At 35.7% G+C, this 25,568-nt stretch carries 22 protein-coding genes; 15 read left to right on the forward strand and 7 right to left on the reverse strand.

The annotated features are described in order from the left end of the window. Positions 1 to 13 precede the first annotated feature (13 nt). The 3 genes from G6R40_RS01410 to G6R40_RS01420 all read right to left on the reverse strand — a co-directional run bounded on the left by G6R40_RS01410 (position 14) and on the right by G6R40_RS01420 (position 2,888). On the reverse strand, positions 14 to 1,198 hold the full coding sequence (locus tag G6R40_RS01410; RefSeq protein WP_165130855.1) for a sigma-54-dependent transcriptional regulator: 1,185 nt from the start codon (positions 1,196 to 1,198) through the stop codon (positions 14 to 16). A gap of 62 nt (positions 1,199 to 1,260) precedes the next feature. Continuing rightward, entirely contained in the window at positions 1,261 to 2,430 is a 1,170-nt protein-coding gene (locus G6R40_RS01415) for a M28 family peptidase (RefSeq protein ID WP_165130857.1), read from the reverse strand. A 110-nt stretch (positions 2,431 to 2,540) separates the two neighbouring features. Continuing rightward, entirely contained in the window at positions 2,541 to 2,888 is a 348-nt protein-coding gene (locus G6R40_RS01420; RefSeq protein WP_165130859.1) for a hypothetical protein, read from the reverse strand. A gap of 119 nt (positions 2,889 to 3,007) precedes the next feature. Between G6R40_RS01420 and G6R40_RS01425 the strand changes: the two genes are divergently transcribed. After that, positions 3,008 to 3,562 carry a DNA-3-methyladenine glycosylase I gene (locus G6R40_RS01425; RefSeq protein ID WP_165130861.1) on the forward strand — a complete coding sequence of 185 codons (555 nt, stop codon included), beginning with the start codon at positions 3,008 to 3,010 and terminating at the stop codon, positions 3,560 to 3,562. A 93-nt stretch (positions 3,563 to 3,655) separates the two neighbouring features. On the opposite strand, the gene G6R40_RS01430 is transcribed toward G6R40_RS01425, so the two are convergent. Both G6R40_RS01430 and G6R40_RS01435 read right to left on the reverse strand, forming a co-directional pair. Further along, positions 3,656 to 4,651: an OmpA family protein gene (locus tag G6R40_RS01430; RefSeq protein ID WP_165130862.1), complete on the reverse strand. Its 996-nt coding sequence runs from the start codon at positions 4,649 to 4,651 to the stop codon at positions 3,656 to 3,658. A gap of 70 nt (positions 4,652 to 4,721) precedes the next feature. After that, entirely contained in the window at positions 4,722 to 5,162 is a 441-nt protein-coding gene (locus G6R40_RS01435; RefSeq protein ID WP_165130864.1) for a hypothetical protein, read from the reverse strand. A gap of 162 nt (positions 5,163 to 5,324) precedes the next feature. On the opposite strand from G6R40_RS01435, the gene G6R40_RS01440 reads away from it, so the two are divergent. Together G6R40_RS01440 and G6R40_RS01445 are read left to right on the forward strand one after the other, a co-directional pair. After that, a complete protein-coding gene (locus tag G6R40_RS01440) occupies positions 5,325 to 7,286 on the forward strand; it encodes an ATP-binding protein (protein WP_165130866.1) in 1,962 nt (653 codons plus the stop codon). Positions 7,287 to 7,296: 10 nt separating this feature from the next. Further along, positions 7,297 to 7,911 (forward strand): response regulator, encoded by a 615-nt coding sequence (locus G6R40_RS01445; RefSeq protein WP_228455891.1) that lies wholly within the window; start codon positions 7,297 to 7,299, stop codon positions 7,909 to 7,911. Between the two features lie 90 nt (positions 7,912 to 8,001). On the opposite strand, the gene G6R40_RS01450 is transcribed toward G6R40_RS01445, so the two are convergent. Together G6R40_RS01450 and G6R40_RS01455 are read right to left on the reverse strand one after the other, a co-directional pair. Next, positions 8,002 to 8,856 (reverse strand): nucleoside phosphorylase, encoded by an 855-nt coding sequence (locus G6R40_RS01450; RefSeq protein ID WP_165130870.1) that lies wholly within the window; start codon positions 8,854 to 8,856, stop codon positions 8,002 to 8,004. A 55-nt stretch (positions 8,857 to 8,911) separates the two neighbouring features. Beyond that, the gene (locus G6R40_RS01455; RefSeq protein WP_165130872.1) at positions 8,912 to 9,235 is read right to left on the reverse strand and encodes a translation initiation factor; all 324 of its coding nucleotides are present in this window, start codon (positions 9,233 to 9,235) and stop codon (positions 8,912 to 8,914) included. Positions 9,236 to 9,357: 122 nt separating this feature from the next. Between G6R40_RS01455 and gpmI the strand changes: the two genes are divergently transcribed. From gpmI to G6R40_RS01515, 12 genes are all read left to right on the forward strand, one after another. Then, positions 9,358 to 10,887 carry a 2,3-bisphosphoglycerate-independent phosphoglycerate mutase gene (gene gpmI / locus G6R40_RS01460; RefSeq protein WP_165130874.1) on the forward strand — a complete coding sequence of 510 codons (1,530 nt, stop codon included), beginning with the start codon at positions 9,358 to 9,360 and terminating at the stop codon, positions 10,885 to 10,887. 82 nt (positions 10,888 to 10,969) lie between these two features. Then, positions 10,970 to 11,947: an acyl-ACP desaturase gene (locus G6R40_RS01465; RefSeq protein ID WP_165130876.1), complete on the forward strand. Its 978-nt coding sequence runs from the start codon at positions 10,970 to 10,972 to the stop codon at positions 11,945 to 11,947. A 120-nt stretch (positions 11,948 to 12,067) separates the two neighbouring features. After that, the gene (locus G6R40_RS01470; protein ID WP_165137464.1) at positions 12,068 to 12,499 is read left to right on the forward strand and encodes a BT0820 family HAD-type phosphatase; all 432 of its coding nucleotides are present in this window, start codon (positions 12,068 to 12,070) and stop codon (positions 12,497 to 12,499) included. Between the two features lie 63 nt (positions 12,500 to 12,562). Continuing rightward, positions 12,563 to 13,372: a type I methionyl aminopeptidase gene (gene map, locus G6R40_RS01475; RefSeq protein WP_165130878.1), complete on the forward strand. Its 810-nt coding sequence runs from the start codon at positions 12,563 to 12,565 to the stop codon at positions 13,370 to 13,372. 90 nt (positions 13,373 to 13,462) lie between these two features. After that, entirely contained in the window at positions 13,463 to 14,230 is a 768-nt protein-coding gene (locus G6R40_RS01480) for a class I SAM-dependent methyltransferase (RefSeq protein WP_165130880.1), read from the forward strand. Between the two features lie 158 nt (positions 14,231 to 14,388). Further along, positions 14,389 to 15,537 (forward strand): efflux RND transporter periplasmic adaptor subunit, encoded by a 1,149-nt coding sequence (locus tag G6R40_RS01485; protein ID WP_228455892.1) that lies wholly within the window; start codon positions 14,389 to 14,391, stop codon positions 15,535 to 15,537. Positions 15,538 to 15,569: 32 nt separating this feature from the next. Then, a complete protein-coding gene (locus G6R40_RS01490) occupies positions 15,570 to 18,719 on the forward strand; it encodes an efflux RND transporter permease subunit (RefSeq protein ID WP_165130882.1) in 3,150 nt (1,049 codons plus the stop codon). A gap of 24 nt (positions 18,720 to 18,743) precedes the next feature. Then, positions 18,744 to 20,147 (forward strand): TolC family protein, encoded by a 1,404-nt coding sequence (locus G6R40_RS01495; protein WP_165130884.1) that lies wholly within the window; start codon positions 18,744 to 18,746, stop codon positions 20,145 to 20,147. A 272-nt stretch (positions 20,148 to 20,419) separates the two neighbouring features. Next, positions 20,420 to 21,250 carry a helix-turn-helix domain-containing protein gene (locus tag G6R40_RS01500; RefSeq protein ID WP_165130886.1) on the forward strand — a complete coding sequence of 277 codons (831 nt, stop codon included), beginning with the start codon at positions 20,420 to 20,422 and terminating at the stop codon, positions 21,248 to 21,250. A 94-nt stretch (positions 21,251 to 21,344) separates the two neighbouring features. Beyond that, positions 21,345 to 22,649 (forward strand): TolC family protein, encoded by a 1,305-nt coding sequence (locus G6R40_RS01505; RefSeq protein ID WP_165130888.1) that lies wholly within the window; start codon positions 21,345 to 21,347, stop codon positions 22,647 to 22,649. Positions 22,650 to 22,664: 15 nt separating this feature from the next. Further along, positions 22,665 to 23,813: an HlyD family secretion protein gene (locus G6R40_RS01510; RefSeq protein ID WP_165130890.1), complete on the forward strand. Its 1,149-nt coding sequence runs from the start codon at positions 22,665 to 22,667 to the stop codon at positions 23,811 to 23,813. Between the two features lie 119 nt (positions 23,814 to 23,932). After that, complete coding sequence (locus tag G6R40_RS01515; RefSeq protein WP_165130892.1) at positions 23,933 to 25,537, forward strand: MFS transporter; 1,605 nt, start codon at positions 23,933 to 23,935, stop codon at positions 25,535 to 25,537. Positions 25,538 to 25,568: the final 31 nt, after the last annotated feature.

Genomic DNA, 25,568 nt, shown 5'->3' on the forward strand with positions numbered 1-25,568 from the left:
ATATTAAAATCGATTATTTTCTTACAAAATTAGCTACATCTTCTGTAGATACAGGATTTGCACCTAATATTACCAACCTTTCTACAACATTTCTAAGCTCGCGGATGTTACCTGTCCAACTGTATTGTTGAAGTGCTTTTATCGCTTTATCATCAAATTTTTTAATTGCGGTACCTTGCTCATCAGCAATAATTTTTGCGAAATGTTCTACCAAAAGTGGAATATCATTTTTGCGATCATCAAGCGCTGGAACATTGATTTCGATGACAGAAAGTCTGTGGAACAAATCTTCACGGAATTTGCCTTCTGCAATTTCTTTATTTAAATCTTTGTTGGTGGCAGCAACCACGCGAACGTCAACTTTTATTTCTTTGTCGCTACCTACAGGAGAAACTTTACTTTCTTGTAAAGCGCGAAGCACTTTGGCTTGAGCCACCAAACTCATATCCCCGATTTCGTCCAAGAAAATGGTTCCGCCGTTGGCTTGCTCAAACTTCCCTGACTTATCTTTTATCGCGCCAGTAAAAGAACCTTTAACATGTCCAAATAGTTCACTTTCAATAAGTTCTGACGGTATTGCAGCACAGTTAACTTCAATCATTGGACCTTTTGATCTTTCGCTTTGAGAGTGGATGGCGTGTGCGACCAATTCTTTACCAGCACCATTGGGACCTGTGATAAGAACTCTAGCATCCGAAGGCGCTACTTTTTCGATCATTTCTTGTATCATTTTCAAGGCTGGAGATTCTCCAATCATTTGATACTTTTTATTGACTTTCTTTTTAAGTTGAGAATTTTCGGACTTTAAACTTTTATTATCTTTTTGAAGATTACCTTTGTCTAAAGCGTTTTTAACGCTAGTAATCAGTCGGTTAATATCAATGGGTTTTGATATGAAATCATAAGCGCCATCTTTAAGACAACTAACAGCGGTATCGATATCGGCATGTCCAGAAATCATCACAAACGTTGTTTCTGGTTTTATTTGCAATGTTTCTTTCAGTAGTTCTGTACCAGAAAGTTTTGGCATTTTGATGTCAGAAATGACCAATGAAAAATCTTCTTTTTCAAGAATTTTCAAAGCTTCTAAACCGTCGTTGGCGATTTGGAATTCGTAATCTGTAAGCTCCTCTGATAAGATGCTGTGAAGTACACCAGAAATGGCTTTTTCGTCTTCTACAATAAGAATTTTTTGCATAGGGCAAAGTTAACAAAAATTGTGCTATAATTAATTATTGAACTTAGTGGGGATAACTTTACTTAATCGATTAATATTTTTTTGGTTTTTGAAATGCCATCAATTGTTAATGTCCCGAAGTAGATCCCTTTTTTCAGATTCTGAATGTTGATACGGTCTTCATTTTTTACCGATAAAATTGTTTTTCCTAAAACATCTACCAAGCTGAATTCGAAGGTTTTAAGTTTTTTATTTAAAAATTCTAAAGTGATAAAATCTTTAGCAGGATTAGGAGAAATCTGAAGACTATTAACTTGATCTTCGGGCGTACATACTGCTAAATTCGAAATTTTGGCATTTGTAAAATGAAGTGCCGCGCCAGTAGCTGCTTTAGCAACATTATATACATAAGTTGGATCCAGGTTGGCAAGTGTATCGTTCTGCGTGTGTGGATAAGAACTTTCTGTGCCTTCATAAAATCCTGTAATCACCTCGCCATTGGCTTCGAAAGGCATATAGTCTGATCCGTAAGCATGGGCTAATTTTGGCTGAAGCGTCGAGTAGTAGCCAACGTAAGTCATTAAATCCTGTGTAATGGCTGCCGAAGCTGCATTGTTGGAACTCGGTGAGTAGGTTTCGTCTTGCTCGCAAGTAATTTGGTTATTAATCCTTCCTTTAACTCCGCCCACTTCATCGATGTTGAAGACTAATTTGATATTCATTTTTGGAGAAGTAGCATTCACCACATTGCTTACATAACGCGAACTTCCGATAAGGCCTTGTTCTTCACCTGCAAAGTTGATGAATTTAATAGAATACTCGGTTTCTATATTTTGTAAAAGTCGTGCGATTTCCAGAATTACCGATACGCCACTTCCGTTATCGTTGGTCCCAGGCCCGTTAAGCGTGTCGTAATGTCCACAAATAATGACAAAAGTATTTGGATATTTGGTGCCAGTTTTGGTAACAATTAAGTTGCTGGAAGTAGAACCTTGATAGCTAAAGCTTTGTTCTGTAATTTGGGATGCTGTATAACCAAAACTGGTGTATTTTCCTTTAAGCCAAGCTAAAGCCTGATTAAGTTTGGAGCTTCCTGTTGTTTTAACACCGATATTTTCAAACTCCTGAAGATGGTTGGTAATATTGGTTTGTGTAACTTGGTTAGCGATAGACGAATAGTAAGGCACCGCTTGCGAAAACATCCAATTTCCGAATAAACTTGCTCCAATTATTAAATATGATTTAATTGTCATTGATAAACTTTTGATTGTCAAAGATAATTTTATTCTTAAACAAAAAAAAGAGGAAATTCAATTTCCTCTCTTCTGAAAAATAGTGTGTTAATATGAAGATGACTCTCAAGTTAATTTTCTTTCTGAGAATCGAGTTTGTCATTGATGTCGTCTTTGATTTCTTCAGCCTTGTCCGATGCTTTGTCGTAAAGCTCCGAGCTTGTATGTTTTGTTTTTTGCCAAGCTTCTTCCGCAAAATCTTTCGTATCGTCCCAGGCATTGGCAACTGAATTTTTTAATTGATCAAAAAAGCCATTTTTGCTAGGTTCCTGATTGTTTCTTTTTTGTTCTTCTATGTAGTTTTTGGCTTGGTTAGCCAGTTGTGTGATTTTTTCTTGGGTATCGTTCGTGAAGCTGTTCAAAGATTCTTTGGCGTCATTCACAAGATTTTTGGCTTTGTTGTAATCCTGATTTTCCATTGTATTTTGATTTTAATGTTTGTGTTTAATTATTTTCAAATATTGTTCCATAGGATTTGTAAAGGATGTTAAATAAAATCTGTATTTTCACAAAAGTTTCATAATAAATTTTTCACAATATGGAAAAAATACGTTGCGGTTGGTGCGGCAAAGATGCGTTGTACATCGACTATCACGATAACGAATGGGGAAAACCGGTGTATGATGATGAAACCATATTTGAGTTTTTGGTGTTAGAAAGTTTTCAGGCGGGACTTAGCTGGATTACGATTCTTAGAAAACGTGATAACTTCAAACGCGCTTTTGATAATTTTGATTATAAAGTAATTGCGAATTATGATGATTCTAAAATTGAAGAATTGCTGGCAAATGCAGGAATTATCAGAAATAGATTAAAAATTTTAGCCACCGTGAATAATGCCAAACGTTTTATGGAAGTTCAAAAAGACTTTGGAAGTTTTTCAAAATATATCTGGGGATTTGTTAACGGAAAACCTATTGAAAACCAACCGAAAGTTTTAAAAGATGTTCCTGCAACAACCGAAATATCGGACGCGCTAGCAAAAGATTTGAAAAAACGGGGCTTCAAATTTTTAGGTTCCACCGTTGTCTATGCGCACATGCAAGCAACGGGAATGGTAAATGATCATCTTGTCGATTGTTGCGCACGATGATTGTTTTATGATTTTAATTTAATTTTCATTTAATTTTCATTAAGTTTTGATAGAATAAGCTGTTCCTTAGTTTGAAGAAACAGCTTATTGTACTTAATCTATTTTTATTAATTCTACTCTGCGGTTTTTAGCTTTGTTGCTCTCGGAATCGTTAGCCACCAAAGGTTTTTCTGTTCCGAAACCTTTAGCAGATAATCGCGATTCTTCTATACCTTGTTTTATCAAATTGGTTAAAACTGCATTGGCGCGATCTTCTGATAATTTTTTGTTGCGTGTGGCGTCGCCAGTATTGTCGGTATGTCCTTCTATGGCTATTTTTAAAGATGTATTATTTTTAAGCGCTTCACTTATTTGCTTTACTACATCTTGACCTTCTGTAGAAAGATGGGCTTTGTCGGTTTCAAAATTAATGTAAAGTACCGATTTTCCTTTTTCGGATAAGTCTTTTGCAATGTCATCTGCACTAACTTTTGTCATCGTTTGCACAAAGGTTTCTTCTTGCAAAATGTTAAGCTTGGCGCCAGCATTATTGGAAGAATACTGAACATAAATATTGCCTTTTTCTTGACTTCGAATGACATAAAATTTAATAGGCTCATCCCAATAACCGATGTCTCCAGTTCCACCTTTGTTTGGATCTTGTTTGTTGTAACGTTCGTATTCTTCTTTGGTAATTTCACCATCAAAAATTTTGACCGCGCCGATAGATGTTAAATAGTCGGCCATGCTTTTTTCAAAGTAGCGTTGCGAAAATTCTTCACCTCGTTCTGCGCCGATATTTGCTTTGTAAAGTTGACCTTCAAAAGGCGTCATTACAGCGTTTATAGGAAAAAAACAAACATCCAATTTTTTTTGCATTGGACTTTTCCCAGCGACCAAAGTTTTGGGCAAAGTAAAGAAAGGAAAATCACCTAAGTCAGCATTTGAAAACGGAATATCTTCAATATTAAAATTTTCTGTTGTCTCAATTGTTTTTTCTTTAACAGCAATGTCATCACGCATTATTTCTGTGTTTTTAATTTCTTTGGCGGTTTTGTCACAAGAGATTATCAAGACAGCGGAAGCGAGCAAAAGTTTTATTTTTCTCATGTTTTACATTAGATATGTCCAGGGATTTTTTTGATACTGTATTTACTTTTTTAAAATCAAAAACTTAAAACTATTGTTTCACGCCATCAAAATAAAAAGTTACATCTGTAGCAGATTGTTTTTGTGTCCCCATTTCGAGTGTTTTAACCTCTTTTGTGTACCAAAAATAACCTTCTAAAATTCCGCTTACATTGTGGATGTCTCCATTGTATAAATTTTCTACTTTAAAAGTTTTGGACGTCACAGTAGAATAAGCTTCTCCAGTTTTGGCTGTAACTTTTAAATGTTGATCGTCCACTTTTGTAACATACATTACAACATCGAAATGTTCATAATCATCAAGATTGGGGGATGTCAATTTCCCTTTATAGGTTCCGACAGCTTCGTCAATTTTTGTTGTTACAACTTCATCATGTCTTTCTTCGTCTTTGCTACAGCTGGTCGCGATTGTTCCGAAAGTTAATGTTGATAAAACACTTAGCATTGCAATTTTTGAACTTACTTTATTCATAACTTTTATATTTTGTTATATGTTTAGCAAAATTCAATTATTATTAATTTAAAGACAATCGTAATTAACTATGATTTTATTTCTAATGGTTTACCATGAATTTTTGTATTTTTTGGAATAGCGTTTTTTTTATTTGGATATTTGTAACATAAATAGGTATGAATGTTCAAAAAGATATTCTTTTTCATTGGTGTTTTTCTGGTTTTTAATAAGCTGCAGGCACAAGAATTAATTCCGCTAGACGAATCGAATTATTTAAAACAAATAAATATTAATATCGAAACTGCTAAAAATGATAGCATCCGATTACAAAATCATCTCTTGCTTTCTGAATATTGGGCACAAAGAGATAGCATAAAAAGCAGGCAAGCACTTAATGTTGTATTTTCAATTCCGCTAAAAGAATCTTTATCTAAAGGTGTTTTAGAATATTATCAAGCCATTTTTTATTCGCATCAAAACGATAAGGCTAAAGCTAAAAAACATTATGAAAATGCAATAAATCTGTTGGAGAAAGACACGAAAAACACAGATTTGTTAATAAAAGCTTTGTATCATTTTGCCTATCTACAGGTTGAAGAAAAAGGTTATGATTTTATGGTTAAAACTTTGACAGAACGCTGTATTCCGTTGAGCAAAAAGTCTGGGAATATTGAGTTGTTGGCATACTCTTATACGAAGTTAGGATTAAGTTTTATGTCTGTTGCACAGTTTTCTAAAGCAGAAGAATATCATAAAAAAGCTTTGGAACAATTGGCGAAAATAACAACGCCCAATACAATTCATTTGCTTACTTATCTCAATCTTGTTAGTAATTATTGTTACAAACCAGATAGTAAATCGGCTAAGATGTATTTGGATAAAGCAAAAGATATTATAAAATCCTACCCAAACTCTCAACATTATTCCAACTATTATTATCAGGAAGCCATGTATTTTACAACCATTCAGGATTATCACAAGGCATTGGCAAGTTTGGATAAAGGTGCAAAATTAGCCAAAGCTAATAATCAGCCCAAATTGTTGCACATGCTGTATTTTCGGATGTATAATGTTTATTTGATGCAAAAAGATTATCATAAAGCCAAGTCGCAATTAGAATATATTCTGAAAGAAAATATCTTGAGCAAAGAAGCGGTTAACCGAAAGATTACCTATACGCAACTGGCGGCTGTTAATAATGTATTGGGAGATTATAAACAAGCTTATGAATGGATGAAAAAGTCGAGCGCTTTGAATGATAGTTTGCAAGAAAAAAAACTACTGGAGAAAATGAACGAACTCGAAATCTTGCACCAAACGGCCGATAGAAAACAAAAAATTAAAAGACTCGAACTCGAGAAAAAAGAAAACGAATTGATCGCAAATAACAAAAATCTGCGTATAAGTATTTTAGCAACTGCTTTGGGATTGAGTATCATTATCGCGTTTCTAATTTATCTGACCTATAGAAAACAACAGAAATTAAACCATCAAATCAATATTGGGCATCAACAAGATCTTTTACATATTGAAAATGAAAGAAAGTATGAAGCCACACAAGCCGTCTTACAAGGCGAAGAGCAAGAACGACAACGCATCGCGCAAGATTTGCATGATAGCATGGGCGGAATGCTTGCTAATATAAGAATGTCCATCGCAGCATTAGATCCAGAAAAATCAACAAACATTTATGAAAAAATCGATAAGTCTATTTCTGAAATGCGACGAATCTCCCGAAATCTAATGCCCGAAACTTTAAAAAACTTAGGTTTAGAAATAGCGATTAAAGAACTTTGTGAGTCGATGAGTCACAAACATTTTTCTATTCAGTTTGAGTCGTTTAATCTGTCAGATAACATTCCGTTTCAAGTTCAGTTGGTGTTTTATCGCATTGCGCAAGAAAGCATTAGTAATATTATAAAATATGCACAAGCTAATAATGTTATTGTGCAAATAAGCCAAAATGAAAACATACTTAATCTAACTATTGAAGATGACGGAATTGGATTCGAAAAGTCCGAAATTGTTTATGGATTAGGTCTTAAAAATATGGAAAACCGCGTACGATTGATCAACGGGACCGTCGATATTATTTCCTCTAAAGGGGAAGGAACCACCATAAATGTTGAATGTAATGTGTAATAAAACTATTTTGAATTTAGCGATAGTTGACGATCATCCCATGATTTTGGAAGGATTGAAATCGCTTTTGGAAAAAGATGAAAAATTTCAGATTTTTTCTTTTACCAAAGGATTGGCTATTTTGGATTTTATCCAAGAAAATAAAATTGATGTTGTTTTGCTGGATATTGTTTTAAACGATGGAAGCGGTTTGGATTTTTGTAAAAGTATCAAACAGAAATCACCCCAAACCCATATCATCGCCATAAGCAATCAGGCGGAAAGAAGCATTATTTTTCGTTTTTTAGAAAATGGCGGAAGTGGCTATATTCTTAAAAATGCAGATGCAAAAGAAATAACAAATTGTATTAATAATGCATTAAACGGTAATTTGGCTTTAAGTAAAGAAGTGCAAGAGATTATGTTGCATTCTTCGTCTAATAATTTTGAATTACCAAGACTCACCAAACGCGAACAACAGATTTTGCAAGCTGTAGCTATGGGAAAAACTTCTGCCGAAATTGCCGATAATTTATTTATATCCATTATTACTGTAGAAACGCATCGTAGGAATCTTTTGCAAAAATTCAAAGCAAAAAATATGATCGAGCTGGTCAGGATTGCAGCCGAAAACAAATTGATATAAGCGCAAGCAACATCCTTTATTTTGGACTTGGCTGAAAACAAAACGCGCGGAACAAAAATTTTTGTTCCGCGCGTTTTAATTATAACAGTCTTATTTTATAACACGTTCCAGTACCCATTCGATCATCATTTTTTCTGATGCGTGGTGATCTGCTGCGAATTCGCCACGTCTTCTGTTGGCGATGACACAGTTCACTGTAATGGCTTTGTGTCCCAGAAGTTTAGAAAGTCCATAGATTGCAGATGTTTCCATTTCGAAGTTAGCAACGCCAAGGTCATTTAGTTTTTCCAAGAATTGATCGTCCAAAGCTTTCAGACGCAGTTGGCGTCCTTGTGGTGCATAGAATCCTGGGAAAGTTGCCGTGTTACCGAAGTATTTTGCATCTTTATAAAGTTCTAATAATTCTGGAGCACAATCTGCGAAATACAACATCGGCTTGATATTCGCGTAAGGAAAGTTTTCTAAAAAGTTCTTACTAAAATCGTTTTCAAATTTATAATCGCTGTAGAAATGCATTAGCCCATCAAGACCAACAACATTTTCGCTTACCAAAAGATTATCCACTTGGATGTCTGGATTAACGCTACCACAAGTCCCCATACGGAAAAGTTGAAGTGTTTTGTGTTCGGTTTTAAATTCTTTGGCTTTCAGATCGATGTTTACCAAAGCGTCCAATTCGTTCATCACGATATCGATGTTTTCTGTCCCGATACCTGTTGACATTACTGTAATTCTTTCGCCGCGAAGTGTTCCTGTGTGGGTGTAGAATTCGCGTTTATTTTTTTTAACCTCGATAGTATCAAAATATTTTGAAACACGTGGGACACGATCGGGATCTCCAACTAACAAAATTTTGTCAGCGATATCTTCTGGTAAAAGATTAAGGTGATAAACACTTCCGTCGTCATTAAGAACTAGCTCCGAAGCTGCAAGTTTATTAAGCATATTATTTTTATTTATTAATTAAATTATTTTTATTGTTACGTAAGGTTTTTATTGATTATCCTCCTACACGTTTGGTTTTGTAACCCATTTCTTTTAAAATAGTCATAATCTTATCACGCTTATCACCTTGGATAATGATGACGCCATCTTTTTCCGAACCACCGATTCCTAAGGTCGTTTTAATTTTTTTAGAAATTACTTTTAGTTCTTCTTCACTTCCTTCAAAACCTTCGATTAAGGTGACTGGTTTTCCATTTCTGCCCTTTTTTTCGAACTTACAAATAAGGGCTTCTTTTTGCTCAAATTTTTCCTCTGGCATTATAAAATCTTGTTCTTCGTGATCGGGAAAAAGATTCTTAAGTTGGTCTCTAAGATCCATAATTTTTTGATTTTAGAAAAAGGTTTTAAAGATAACGAAAATATCAATACTAAAAACATTAATTTTACTAGAATTCTAACTGCTTATTTTCTAAATTTGTAGAGAGAAAAATTTTCGAAATCATGTCAAAAAAAGCTTTACTTGCCATCTTGGATGGTTGGGGTTTGGGGACAAATCCAGAAGTTTCTGCAATTGCAAAAGCCAAAACACCTTTTATCGATAGTTGTCTGAAAAACTTCCCCAACACAACTTTGGAAGCTAGCGGTCTTGCCGTTGGTTTGCCAGCTGGACAAATGGGAAATTCTGAAGTGGGACATATGAATTTGGGTGCTGGTCGCGTGGTGTATCAGAATCTGGTGAAGCTTAATATGGCTGTAGAAAACGGAACTTTAGGAATTCAAAAAGAAATTCAAGATGCTTTTGAATACGCGAAAGTTAACTTTAAGAAAGTGCATTTTATAGGTTTGGTTTCCAATGGCGGTGTGCATTCTCACATTAATCACCTAAAGGCACTTTTGACTGCAGCACATAATTTCGGTTTAGAAAAAAATGTTTTTGTACATGCTTTTACCGATGGCCGCGACTGCGATCCGCATTCTGGATTAGGTTTTGTCAAAGAACTTTTGGATCACATGAAATTATCTACAGGCCGCTTGGCTTCTGTTATTGGGCGTTATTATGCCATGGACCGCGACAAACGTTGGGAGCGTGTTAAATTGGCTTACGATCTTTTAGTAAAAGGAAGAGGACAAGAAACAAAAAATCCTTTGGAAGCGATAGAACAGTCATATCTTAATGAAGTTTCAGATGAGTTTATTAAACCAATCGTTTGTATCCAAAATGGACTGCCTATCGCAATGATTGAAGAAGGAGATGTTGTAATTTGTTTCAATTTCAGAACCGATAGAGGTCGCGAAATTACCGAAGTATTGTCTCAGCAAGATTTTCCTGATTATGACATGCACAAGTTGGATTTAAAATATATTACCTTAACCAATTATGATAAAACTTTCCAAAATGTTGACGTTGTTTTTGATGAAAATGTTTTAGAAAATACGATGGGCGAAGTTTTGGAACGCGCAGGAAAAACTCAAATTCGAATTGCAGAAACCGAAAAGTATCCGCATGTAACTTTCTTCTTTTCCGGAGGGCGCGAGAAAGAATTCGATGGTGAAAAACGTTTGCTTTGTCCAAGTCCAAAAGATGTGGCAACTTATGATCTGAAACCAGAGATGTCCGCTTACGATATTACAAACGCTATTCTCCCAGAATTAGAATACGAAACAGCTGATTTTATTTGTCTTAATTTTGCGAATACCGATATGGTAGGACATACAGGTGTTTTTGAAGCAGCGGTTAAAGCAGCGGAAGTTGTAGATTCTTGCATTGAAAAAGTGGCAACTATGGCTTACGAACATGGTTATGCGGTGTTTATCCTTGCGGATCATGGAAATTCCGATATTATGATAAATAACGACGGATCGCCAAACACGCAACATACGACCAATTTGGTTCCTTTCATTGTAATGGATAAAGACCATACTTGGAACTTAAAACCTGGCAAACTTGGTGATGTTGCTCCAACAATTCTAAGTGTGATGAATGTTGTTAAACCAGAGATAATGACAGGGGATAGTCTTGTTTCTCATTAGTAAAATAATAAAAATATAAAAAACCAGTATTATCTTATGCATAATATTGTTAAATTTGCAAAAACTTAAAATTAAATAATTGATGTACGCTGAATTGGTAAGAAAAGAAGTAATGAAAAATTTGGAGGTTGAAATGTCGAGCTTTATCTCGAAATTTTTAACACCAATTGAGAAAATATGGCAACCATCGGATTTTTTGCCAGACACTTCTAGTGCCGATTTCAAAGATCAGCTCGATGAGTTGCAGACTTTTGCTCATGAGATGCCTTATGATCTTTTTGTAACACTTATTGGCGACTGTATAACAGAAGAAGCACTTCCTAGCTACGAATCTTGGATTATGGGAATCGATGGGATTAACCAAGAAGAAAGAGTAGGTTGGTCACAATGGGTGCGTGCATGGACTGCCGAGGAGAATCGTCATGGCGATTTGCTTGGTAAATATCTTTATCTCTGTGGACGTGTCAATATGCGCGAAATGGAAGTTACAACGCATTATTTGATAAATGATGGTTTTGATCTTCAGACCAGTATGGATCCTTACAGAAATTTTGTGTACACAAGTTTTCAAGAAACAGCGACTAATATTTCGCACCGTCGTGTAGGGACTTTAGCAAAACAAACAGGTAATGTCAAATTGGCTAAAATGTGCGGCGTTATCGCTGCAGATGAGGCAAGACATGCTAAAGCCTACAAGCATTTTGTAGAGAAAATCTTTGAATTGGATCCTAGCGAAATGATGCTGGCTTTTGAAGATATGATGAAAAAGAAAATCGTAATGCCCGCGCACTTGATGAGAGAGTCTGGACAAAAAGCAGGCGAACTTTGGGAGCATTTCTCAGATGCTGCACAGCGTTGCATGGTTTACACAGCGCAAGATTACATTGATATTTTGAAAGATCTATTAGTAGACTGGAAGATTGATGGTATTACAGGGCTTAATGAGTCTGCAGAAAAAGCCAGAGATTATCTGATGAAGTTACCATCTAGATTACAACGCATTACAGATCGTATCAGCACGCCAGATAGAGAATATAGTTTTAAATGGGTGAAAAGTTAATTTGTAATTTACATATCATAAAAATCCAGTCGTATTAGTGCTGGATTTTGTTTTTATAAAATCAAATATAACTTCTTAAAAATTCTTATATTTGCATACTTTTTAAGCTTTGAAATAATGATGATTAACAACAAAAAATTGGCAATTGATTTTGATGGTACAATCGTAGATGACGCTTATCCAGGAATTGGAAAAGCTAAAATTTTCGCTTTTGATACCTTGAAGAAATTACAATCAGAAGGTTATAGATTGATACTTTGGACATATCGCCATGGTAAAACTTTGGATGAAGCAGTGGAGTTTTGTAGAAAAAATGGATTAGAGTTTTATGCTGTTAACTCAAGCTTCGAAGGCGAAGTTTTTGATTCTGAAACCCAAAGTAGAAAAATTGATGCCGATTTGTTCATCGATGACCGCAACTTAGGTGGTTTTCCAGGTTGGGGAGAAGTTTATCAAATCGTGAAAGAGCGTATCGAATTCCAGGTAGCGGGAGGCGAAGTACATGCTTATTCTAAAATGAAAAAAGAAAAAAAGAAAGGCCTTTTTTGGTAAGAGGCCTAGACAAACATTATAAATGCTGGTTTTTTTAATCAGCATTTTAATTTTTTTTATATCATGATACAGTTAAAAACAATAGAAGAACTTCGACTAATGAAAGAAAGTGCCCAATTGGTTTCCAAGACTTTGGGTATGTTAGCGAAAGAAATAAAACCAGGAGTTACGACCAATTATTTGGACAAACTTGGTGGTGAATTTATACGTGACAATGGCGGTTATCCCGCTTTTTTAGGAATGTATGGTTTTCCTAAAAATTTGTGTATTTCACCCAATGATCAAGTGGTGCATGGTATCCCAAATGATGAACCTTTAAAAGATGGCGATATTTTATCTGTTGATTGTGGCGTTTTTATGAACGATTTTTATGGCGATCATGCCTATACTTTCGAAGTAGGAGAAGTCGCACCAGAAGTTAGAAAACTACTTCGTGTCACCAAAGAATCTTTGTATAAAGGTATCGAACAATGTATTCGTGGAAAACGTGTTGGCGATATTGCTAATGCAATTCAGGTGCATTGTGAAAAAGAAGGTTATGGCGTAGTTCGCGAGTTGGTGGGGCATGGCTTAGGTCGAAAAATGCATGAAGATCCACAAGTGCCTAATTATGGAAAAAAAGGAAGTGGAAAAGTTCTGAAAGATGGTATTGCTTTAGCGATTGAACCGATGACAAATCTAGGAACAGAAAAAGTAAAATTCCATGATGATGGTTGGACAGTGACAACACTTGATAATTTGCCTTCAGCACACTTCGAACATGATGTATGTATTATAAAAGGTAAACCTGTTTTGCTATCAACTTATCAATATATTTACGAGGCTTTAGGAATAAAGTCGGATGAGGAAAAAGCTTTTCAATTAGATTTTTAAATTTAAAATCAATTTTAGATAAACCTTAATAATAATTGTATTACATGTTGTTATGAAATTTATTTAAAGTAAAATATAGACATGTAGCCTTTGAAAAAAGTTGCAAAATTTCTTCTTAACAAACTGCCAAGGCCAATGCTTATACAGCTAAGTATTTTGGCTCGCCCGCTTATTTATCAAATTTTCAAAGGGGACCGTTTTACAGATCCTATAGATGGAAAATCTTATAGGAAGTTTTTGCCTTATGGTTATGGAAAACAAAGAGAGAATGCGCTTTCGCCAGGTACACTTTCTTTGGAAAGACATCGTCAAATGTGGTTGTATCTTAAAAATGAAACAAGCTTTTTTTCTGACTCTTTTAAGGTTTTACATATCGCACCAGAGCAAGAGTTTCTTCGCCGTTTCAAAAAGATGAACAATTTGGATTATACTTCTGCGGATTTGTATTCTCCAATTGTAGACGTAAAAGCTGATATTTTAGATTTACCATTTGAGGATAATAGTTTTGATGTTATCATTTGTAATCATGTTTTAGAGCATATTGTTGATGACCGCAAAGCGATGTCAGAATTGTATCGCGTGATGAAAAAAGGCGGTTGGGGAATTGTACAAGTCCCTATGAAAAATAGCTTGGAGAAAACGTATGAGGATTTTTCAATAACAGATCCCAAAGAAAAGCAAAAGCATTTTGGGCAATACGATCATGTCCGTTGGTATGGGATGGATTATTTTGAAAGACTTAAAAGTGTGGGTTTTGAAGCTGAAGTCAACTTTTATTCACAACAATTTTCTGAGTATGACCAAATCCGATTTGGACTCAATAAAAATGAAATTTTACCAATAATCCGAAAGGCATAAACTTTCGGATTTTTTTTGTTAAGTAAACGTTAAACCTTGTTTTAAGATGTTATTCTATGCATTTTATCTATTATCTTTAATCGTTTTTATTGATATAAATCAATCATTTGTTTGGTTTTAAAACTCTATTTTAGCGAATCATTTAATTTTATGTATTTATGAGAAGAATTTCGATACTGATGATGACTTCAGCATTGATGTTAGCATCTTGTTCAAAAGAAAAAAAACAAGATGGTCAAAAGGAAGTGAAACCGCAACCCTATGAATATATTGTGGCGAAATCTGGTGCTGCCGACAATCATACAGAATATCCAGCTAGGCTAGAAGGTGTGGAAAATGTTGAAATTCGTCCAAAAATCGATGGATTTATAGAAAATCTTTATGTTGACGAAGGACAAATGGTAAGTAGAGGACAGCATCTCTTCCGTATCCGAAATCCTCAGTACGAGCAATTCGTACGTGTAGCACAGGCTTCAGTTAATAGTGCGCAAGCAGCTGTGGCAACTGCGCAGATGCAGGTTACCAAAACAAAGCCTTTGGTGGATCGTAAAATTGTTTCCGCTTACGAATTGCAAGCAGCACAACTTAATTTGAAAGCAGCTCAGGCCAGTCTTGCAGAACAAGAAGCGCAATTAACCAACGCTAAAGTTAATCAAGGCTATACGATAATTACAAGTCCAGTTTCGGGGGTTGTAGGAACACTTCCTCTAAAAGCGGGTAGTTATGTTAGCGCAAGCACGTCTCAGCCTTTGACGACGGTTTCTAATATTTCCAAAATATTTGCTTATTTCTCAATTAACGAGAAAGATCAACTTAACTTTTTAAAGCATTCTCCTGGCGCATCTATTCAAGAGAAAATTAAAAATACGCCACTTATTACTTTGCGTCTTTCAGATGGAAGTATTTATAACGAAAAGGGGAAATTAGAATCCATTAGTGGATTGGTCGATCCTAATACGGGATCTTTCAGTATGCGTGCTACTTTTCCTAATCCACAAGGATTGTTGAGAAGTGGATACAGCGCGACAATTATTTTGCCTAACAATTTGGAAGATGTTATCATAGTTCCTCAAAAAGCAACTTTTGAGCTTCAAGGTAAAATTTTTGTTTATGTAATCGGTGCAAATAATAAAGTGAAATCTCAAGAAATAAAAGTAACTGAATTGGCGGACGGAGTGACTTACGCTGTAGAATCAGGACTGAAAAATGGAGATAAAATTGTAGTACAAGGGATTGGTATTTTGAAAGATGATACCGAGGTTATACCCAAGGAAACCAATCTTCAAACGGTTTTAAAAACTAATTAATACGAGATTTTTCTGATTTTTATATAAGATTTATGTTTAAAAAATTCATAGAACGCCCCGTACTTTCCACGGTAATTTCCATCATTATCGTGATTTTGGGAGTATTGGGTATTGTAACATTGCCAGTAGCGCAGTATCCAGACATTGCACCACCTACAGTGGTGGTTAATGCTAATTATATGGGAGCCAATGCAGATGTCATTCTCAAAAGTGTTATTGTCCCACTAGAAGAGCAAATTAACGGTGTTGAAGGGATGACGTATATGACATCTTCAGCAACCAATGATGGATCCGGATCTGTAACAGTATATTTTAAACAAGGGATCGATCCAGATATCGCTGCGGTTAACGTACAAAATAGAGTTTCTAGAGCGAATAGTTTGCTTCCTCGTGAGGTAACGCAAGCTGGGGTTACCGTTGTTAAACGACAAAGTTCCAATGTGTTGATTTTCTCTTTATACAGCGAGAATCCACAATTCGATCAAACTTTTATACAAAACTTTGCGAATATTAATATTATTCCACAGATTAAAAGGGTGCCTGGTGTAGGTGATGCTACAGTTTTCGGAACAAAAGATTACTCCATAAGAATTTGGTTAGATCCACAAAAGATGGCTGCCTACAGTTTGGTTCCTTCCGATATTAATGCTGTTTTAGCTGACCAAAATATTGAAGCAGCACCTGGTAGTTTGGGCGATGAGGCCAATACAAGTTTCAGATACACTTTAAAATATAAAGGACGTTTGACAGAAATTCCAGAATTCGAAAATATCGTTTTAAAAAGTACTGAAAATGGACAAGTTCTTCGTCTAAAAGATGTTGCTAAAATTGAACTAGGAGCACAAGATTATACTGGGAAAAGTTTTACAGATGGTAACCCGAGTATCGGTATTGCTATTTCGCAAACGGCAGGTTCTAACGCACAAGATGTTATTGACCAAACACTCGCTGTATTAACAGAAGCAGAAAAAAGCTTCCCAAATGGTATAAAATGGACAACACTTATTAATGCTAACGAGTTTTTGGACGCCTCAATAGAAAAAGTTGTTCACACCCTAATTGAAGCTTTTATTTTGGTATTTATTGTTGTATTCATTTTCTTGCAAGATTGGCGCTCAACATTAATTCCGGCTATTGCCGTACCAGTGGCGATTATTGGAACATTTTTCTTCTTAAATGTTTTTGGTTTTACCATTAACCTATTGACCTTGTTTGCTTTAATCCTGGCAGTTGGTATTGTTGTCGATGATGCCATTGTGGTGGTGGAAGCCGTACATAGTAAAATGGAACAAGGGGAAACATCTCCACTTCGGGCATCGATTAATGCGATGGGCGAGATTAGTGGCGCGATTATCAGTATTACTTTGGTAATGTCTGCGGTGTTTGTCCCAGTAAGTTTTATTACTGGTTCTACAGGAGTTTTCTACAAGCAATTTGGTTTGACACTAGCAATTTCAATCGTATTATCAGCGGTTAATGCATTAACATTGAGCCCTGCATTATGTGCTATTTTCTTAAAACCTCACTCACATGAGGAAAAGAAAATGAATATTATGGAGCGATTTTTCCTATATTTTAATACCATTTTTGATGCATTTGTAAAACGTTATTCAAAATGGGTATTATTTTTAGTTCGGAAAAAATGGATTACAGGCTTAGGACTTGCTGCCTTTACTGCCATCTTTGTTTACTTGATGAATACAACACCCAAATCTTTTGTACCTTCCGAGGATATGGGGGGTGTTATGGCGGATATATCATTGCCTTTAGGAGCTAATGAAGTTCGTACGCAAGCCGTTATGGACGAGCTGGAAGCTATTGTGAAAAAACAACCAGAAATTGCACATGTTCTGAAAGTGTCTGGACGAGGGATGATGTCTGGTGTAGGTAGTAATAACGGGATGTTAATTTTAAAATTAAAACCTTGGGCAGAACGTAAATCTAAAGAAGAAAGTACACAAGCTTTGATCGCAAGATTATATCAACTAACTGCTGGTATTAAAGATGCGAAATTGGTATTCTTCGGACGTCCAACTTTGCAAGGTTTTGGTAATGCAGCAGGTTTCGAATTCCAAGTTCAGGATCAGAAGGGAGGAAGTATAGAAGACCTTACCAAGGTCAGCAATGATTTTATCAATACGCTGAAAGAAAGACCAGAAATCCAAAATGCATTTACATCATTTAATCCTAATTACCCACAATATATGGTGGATATTGATGTGCCGACAGCTAAAGCTGCAGGTTTCTCTGTGAATGATATTTTGTCGGTGATGCAAGGTTATTTTGGAGGAGTATATTCTTCTAATGTTAACTTATTTGGAAAACAATATCGTGTAATTTATCAAGCACCAGCGGAGCATCGCCAAAGTTTAGAAAACTTAAATTCGATGATGGTTCGTAATCAAAATGGCGTTATGGCACCTTTAAGCCGTTTTGTAACAACCAAAAAAGTATATGGTCCACAAGCTATTGGTAGGTTTAACCTCTTTACATCTGTTGGGGTCAATGGTACGCCTAACGCAGGTTATAGCTCTGGTGACGCAATTGATGTTGTTAAACAAGTTGCTGCCGAAACTTTGCCAAAAGGTTATGGGTATGAGTTTTCTGGATTGACAAGAGAAGAGGTTAACTCCGGAAGTCAGACGATAATTATTTTCATATTATGTTGTGTATTTGTTTATTTCTTATTGGCTGCACAGTATGAGAGTTATTTGCTACCATTTGCAGTAATGTTATCATTGCCAGTTGGTTTAGCAGGAGCGATGATTTTCTCTAGCTGGATTGGAAAATCAAATAACATTTACACCCAGATTTCCCTTATTATGTTGATTGGACTTTTGGCAAAAAATGCAATTTTGATTGTAGAATTTGCTTTAGATGCGCGTAAGAAAGGTTTTTCTATAGGTCGAGCAGCAGTCACAGGAGCAAAACAAAGGATACGTCCTATTTTGATGACGTCCTTTGCCTTCATCTTTGGTTTGCTACCTTTAGCAAATGCAAGTGGTGCTGGTGCAATAGGTAACCAGTCTATTGGTATTGGAGCAATCGGAGGGATGTTAATAGGAACTATTTTCGGTGTTTTGTTCATTCCTGCATTGTTTGCAATTTTCCAATATTTACAAGAACGAGTTTCTAAAAAGAAAGTTTTTGAAGAAGATTACGGAAGTAGGCTTAGCGAATAACACCACACTCAATTTTATTTAGAAATGAAAATTAAAACATCACATATCTTTTCCACTATTGGTTTAGCGGCTTTGCTACAATCTTGTAAAGTCACGGAAACCTATCAGAAACCCAACATAAAATCGGAGTGGGAAAATTCCTTATTCCGAAATCAAACCAATCAAGATTCTTTATCGGTTGCAAAATTGGCATTTAGTCAAATTTTCACGGATGATAAACTGCAAGGAATTATTAAAAAAACAATTGAGAATAATTATGATTTGAAAATTGCGGTAGCCAGAATTAATGAAGCTGATGCTGTTTTCAAACAATCTCAGCTTAATAATCTGCCTACTGTAGATGCCGTTGCAGGTATTAAGGATTCTAAAAATAGCGCCGCCGCGCAAGGTAACAACTTCCGAATGCCAGATGTTATGAATTACCAACTTGGGATTTCTGCCGGTTGGGAAATTGATGTATGGGGAAAAATGGCATCCATGAAACGTTCTGCTTATGCGGGCTTTCTACAAACAGAAGCTGCCAAAAGAGCAGTACAGACGCAGTTGGTATCCCAAACAGCAAGTTTGTATTATCAATTATTGTCTTTGGACAAACAGTTGGAAATCACAAAACAGACCATTGCACTCCGTGAGAAAAATGTAGAAGCTGTACAACTATTGATGGATGCAGCTTATTTGACAGGTGCGGATGTTGAGCAAAGTAAAGCTAATCTTTATGCGGTACAATTAATGGTGCCAGATTTGGAAACGCAGATTCAGCAGATAGAGAACTCATTAAATATATTAATGGGAGAAACGCCAAAATCAATTGAAAGAAATACCATCGATTCGCAAGCCATCCTTATGGATTTCAAAACAGGATTACCAGCATCTTTATTACAAAATCGTCCAGATGTTTTGGCCGCGGAGATGGCTTTTAGACAAGCATTTGAAAATAAAAATATCGCTTTGGCACAAGTCTATCCTTCATTGAATATTACAGGAACATTGGGACTTTCTTCCCAAAATTTAAAAGACTTTTTCACAGAATCCTTGTTTTATTCAATTGGTGGAAGTTTGACACAAAATATCTTCCAACAAGGTAATAGAAAAGCCCAAGTGAAAATTGCGGAAGCGCGTCAACAACAAGCTTATTTAGGTTTTGAAAAGACCTTGTTAATTGCAGGTGCCGAAGTGTCGGATGCTTTGGTCGGCTACGAAAAAGCCAAGTCCAAGGAGACAACACGTGAACTGCAAATACAATCCTTACAAAAGGCTCTTGATTATAGCAATGAGTTGTTAACATATTCCTCAAAAGTTAATTATGTGAATGTTTTGACTGCGGAACAAGCGCTTTTACAAGCCAAACTTTCGGCGGTGAATGACAAGTTGCAACAATTGCAAGCAATGACTGAGTTTTACCGCGCATTGGGCGGTGGACAGTTTTAAAATAAAAGTCTGACTATCTGGTCAGACTTTTTCATTTTTTAGGAGCTATTTCCCGCTATCCGCTATATCTTTTGGCTTGACGCTCGGACGGCTCCGCTACGCTCCGCCGCCTCGCGCCAAGCCAAAAGGATGCCGCTGCTATCGGGGCTAGAGATCTGTAATACTTATTTTAATATCAGCATATTATTAAAATTCAACAATTCCAGTTTCATTAAAATAAAAAAATAGGATTGTAAAACTTAATATTCTTACTTTTGAACAAATAAATTCATGTGAATTTTGATGGTATAAAAGTTTTCAGTCAGGAAAACCTTTTGGAACATTTGGTCGTTGGACATCCGTATTATCCAACCAAACCTGCGTTTTTCATGCTTAAAAAAGGAAATTTAAAGCTGAAAGAACAAATTAACATTCACAATCTTTCCGAATTCAGCATTGTTTTATTGGACACGGCTTCCGTTTATGAAATCATTGAATACAGCAAGGATATAGAAATCCAAATTGTTGTCTACGAAAGGGAATTCATTGAAAAACTAAACCTTAGATTCAATCGATTAAACGCTTTTAGAGCCATAAAACTGGAACTAAGAAAAAGTTATCAATCGACAGAAAACGAATTCATGGCGCTTTGGAACAATGTTTTGAACATCCAGTATTATCTTTCCAACAGCGAAAAACAAGAATACGGAATGGAAGTTTTGGAATCTTTTTTCACTGCTTTCATTTATCAATTGGCCAATATTGTCTCTTATCAAAGGAAAATTTCCAAGCAAAAAATGTCACGCTCTCAGGAAACGGCTCTCAGTTTCATTCGATTGGTTAGTATTCATTTTAAACAGGAACGTTCAGTGGAATTTTACGCCAACAAATTAATGTTATCAAGCCGACATTTGACGGTAGTTTTAAAAGAAATATTTGGAAAAAGTGCGATCCAGATTATTAATGAATTCATTTTAAACGAAGCCAAAGCGCAACTTTCATCAACATCCAAACCTATTAATGAAATCGCAAGTCAATTACAATTTAGCGATCAATATTCATTTTCTCATTTCTTTAAAAAACATGAAAACTTGAGTCCCAAAGAATACCGAAATCAATTCTAAGCATAAATCTTACTTTTAAACATCTTTTTCCTTTTCTTAAACATTTGTTTGACCTTATGCGCAGCCTAACTTTGCGGCCGTAAAACAAGGTACAATGAAACAACAAATAAAAGTGTTGGGATTGCTTTTCGTAGGCTTTTCATCGCTTTTTCGTGCGCAAAGCGTAGAAATGTCTGTTCAGCAAGTTGCAGATATGGCGGTAAAAAACCATCAGCAGCTTAAGATTTCAGAAAAGAATATTTCTATTTCTCAACAACAAACGGAAGTGGCAAAATTGCAGAAACTTCCTTCTATCACGGCATCTACAAGTCAGTTCTTTTTAGGAGATGCATTAATTATCGATAAAGATTTTTCCAATTCTACAAAAGTGAGCATGCCACATTACGGAAGCACGTATTCTGTACAGGCGCAGCAACTCATTTTTAAAGGCGGATTGGTGAATAAATCTATTGAAGCATCCACTTTAAGAGAGCAATTGGCGGAATTGGATCTAGCAAAAGATCAGCAAAATGTAAAATTTCTGGTGACTTCTAATTATCTGGACATTTACAGATTGATTAATCAAACCGAAGTTTACAAAAACAACAAAAAACTCGCTCAGGAACGATTAAAAAACATTCAAAAATTTTATAATCAAGGAATGCTGACTCGTAACGAAGTAATTCGTGCGGAATTGGCGATTAAAAATTTGGATCAAGGGATTTTAGTTTTAGAAAACAATCGTAAAATTTTAAACTATCAATTGAATGTCGCTTTGGGCTTGCCAACCGATACAGAGCTTGTTCCCGTTGAAGATATCGAAGCAAAACAGGAATATTTAGACATTGCTTCCTTCAAAAAATTGGCGTTGGAAAACAATCCACTTTTAAAATCTGCGCAAACCAATATTCAATTGGCGGACAAAAATATTGAAATCATTAATACCGATAAAATGCCTACCATTGGTGCTTTTGGAGGTTACAATATGCAAAGACCTATTACCACGAGAACACCCGCGATGGATATGTACACCAATTCTTGGCAAGCTGGGGTTTCTTTGAGTTATAATATTGATAATCTGTACAAAACCAAAGAAAAAGTAAAACTGGGCGAGATGCAAAAGGAAATGGCCAATGAAGCTTTAACACTTACCGAACAAAATATCGACATCGCCGTAAATGCTGCATTTATCAAACATCAAGAAGCCATACAACAAGCTGAAATTCTGAACGAAGCTAAAAAATTAGCCGAAGAAAACTACAAAATTACAGAAGCTAAATACCTCAATCAGTTGGTTGTACAAGCTGAAATGACGGATGCTCAGAACCAAAAATTACAATCCGAATTGGATTATGCCAATGCAGAAATCAATATTCTGTATCAATATTACAACTTATTAAAAACTACAGGAACGCTATAAAAACTGACAATTACAATGGAAAACAAGGATATACCACAAGAAAATACTACACAACAAACCGCACAACCTGCCGAACCAAAAACGCAGCATGTTGCAAAACCAACGACTGCCGAAAAGGTAAAACAAAATAAGAAAAATAAAACCAAATCTACCATTACCAACTATGTTGTATTGGCGATTATTGGCTTCGGGATTTATTGGCTGGTGACGCAATATTTCCACATTGGTGATAAAAATTACACCGAAGCTGCACAAGTTGAGGAATTCATTAATCCCATTAACACAAGGGTTTCCGGATATATTAAAGAGATAAAATTTAATGAACATCAAGCCGTGAAAAAAGGCGACACGCTTTTGGTTTTGGATGATCGCGAAATTTTAACACAATTGGGTCAAGCCGAAGCGGCTTATCAAAATGCTTTAGCTCAGAAAAACGCGACAGGAAACTCTGTAAATACCGTTTCGAACAGCGTCAATGTAATGGAATCGAATATTGCAGGAGCCAAAGCAAGATTGTGGAATGCAGAACAAAATTTAAACCGATATAAAAATTTGTTGGCTGCGGAAGCGGTTACCAAACAACAATACGATGCGGTAAAAACCGAATATGATGCTACAAAAGCGTCTTACGAAACATTAATTAATCAGAAACAATCAGCGCAACTTTCTACTCAGGAAGTGAAATCTAAAATCGGAATTAACGATGCCGAAATTAAAAGAACAAAAGCCGCTTTGGACATGGCAAAACTCAATTTGTCTTACACCGTAATTACCGCTCCTTACGATGGGGTGATGGGAAGAAGAACGATTTCTGAAGGACAATTGATACAACCTGGACAACAAATTGGAACTATTGTTTTGAACGGTCAAAAATGGGTTACTGCTAACTTTTTAGAAAAGCAAATGCCGAATATTCAATTGGGAAGCAAAATCAACATGACCGCCGACGCTTTGGGTGGACAATCCTTTGAAGGCGTGGTTACTGCCATTTCTGCGGCGACAGGTTCTAAATATTCTGCCGTTCCTACGGATAATTCTACGGGGAATTTTGTGAAAGTTCAGCAACGTATTCCTGTAAGAATTGAATTTACTGAGAAAAACGATTCTAAAAAAGTTGAGCAACTGAGAGCCGGAATGAACATGGTTTTGAAACTTGAAAAGTAAAAAGAGAGCTAAGAACTAAGAATTAAGAATCAAGAATCAAGAGTCAAGATGAGAGATTTTTAGACATGAAAATCTTAGTTCTTGGTTCCTGCCTCTTGACTCAAAAAAAATACTAAACAATGTACAATCAAGGTATATTTAATAATTGGGTTCCCAAACCTGTTCAGCTTTTGCTCATTATACTTTTTGCGGGTATTTTGATGCCAATGAGTGGGATTTATACGGGAAACCTGACCTTCATGATGAGTGATACCGGAACGATGACGGAATATTATATGATGGCAAATTTTGCTTCATCTATTGGGATGGGAGCCATTATGCCTATTGCCGTTCGTTTAAAATTACGTTTTAAAATTCGGGATAAAGTAACTTTTATTCTGGTTTTACTGGCGTTGCTCTTATTCGTGAACGGAACAACAGACAATCCGTGGATTATCATCATCAATTGTTTGTTGATTGGTTTTCTGAAAATGGCTGTGATAATGGAATTTATGCTTCCATTAATGATGATAACACCGAGTAGAGGCGCGTTTTATTCCATTCTTTATGGTTTTGTTTTAACCTTATCACAATTGGTGAATTATTACGTGGTTGAATATTCTATTCTATACAACTGGGAATATTTCTTCATTTTAACCGCGATTATTTGTTTGATTTTGGCTTTAATAAGTTGGATTTTCATGCACGATAAAAGATTTGCGCTGAAAATGCCGATGTATTATATCGATTGGATGAGTATGCTGATGTTCATCGCGACATTTACCATGCTCTCTTATGTTTTATCTTTCGGGAAACAGCAGGATTGGTTTAATTCGTCTTATATCATTTGGAATAGCATTGGATTTTTGGTGACTTTTATTTTGTTAATTGTTCGTCAATCTTTTTTGAAACGTCCGTTTTTGTCCTTCAATATTTTTAAAAAGAATAACGTCGTTCATGGCTTGTTCATGCTGTTTTGTTTAGGGATTTATATGGCGCTAGGATCTATGCAAACCAGTTTTGCCATAGGGGTTTTACAATACGACCAATTGACAAATGCTAAACTGAATTTATTAATGATTCCAGGTTTAATTGTTGGTGCCATTGTCGCCATTGTTTGGTTTAAACATACTATTAATTTAAGAATGTTCGTTTTTTCGGGCTTTGGAGCGATGTTGATGTTTACCATTATCCTATATTTTTCCATGGTTCCCGAAATGAATTTTGAACGTTGGTATCTTCCGATGTTTTTGAAGGGCTATGGCATGTGTTCTTTATTTATCGCGGTTTGGTACTACACCATGGATAAATTGGAGGTGAACGATCTTTTGCCCGCTTTCGGATTTGTGTTGTGTTGGAGATCCTTTATAACGATAGGTTTCTTTTCTGCGTTGTTTTCTTGGATTCAATATCAGTTTCAAATTCAAGCCATTGGAGATTTAGCGGTACATTGGGACAGTTTGCAAGTTAGCCAACAAGCGGTAATGACGCAGTTAAAACCAATGCAACTGAACGCAATGTTAGTTGCCAATAAAAAGCTTTTAGGTTATATTATTTATGCTGGATTTTTGATTCAGATTTACGTTTATTTTCATCGATTTGGAAAAACAAAATACACTCAAATTCGTATGATTCGTGTATTGAAAGGAAAAGCCTTCATCGCAAAACGCAGACGCAGAGAACAAATTGCACTTAGTCAAACGCTAAATCCTATAAAAGATGCTGGCGGAATTAATCCGCTATAAAATACCTTGTTTTCACGGAGGCTCTGCTATT

Source organism: Chryseobacterium sp. POL2 (assembly GCF_011058315.1).
Lineage (GTDB): Bacteria > Bacteroidota > Bacteroidia > Flavobacteriales > Weeksellaceae > Soonwooa.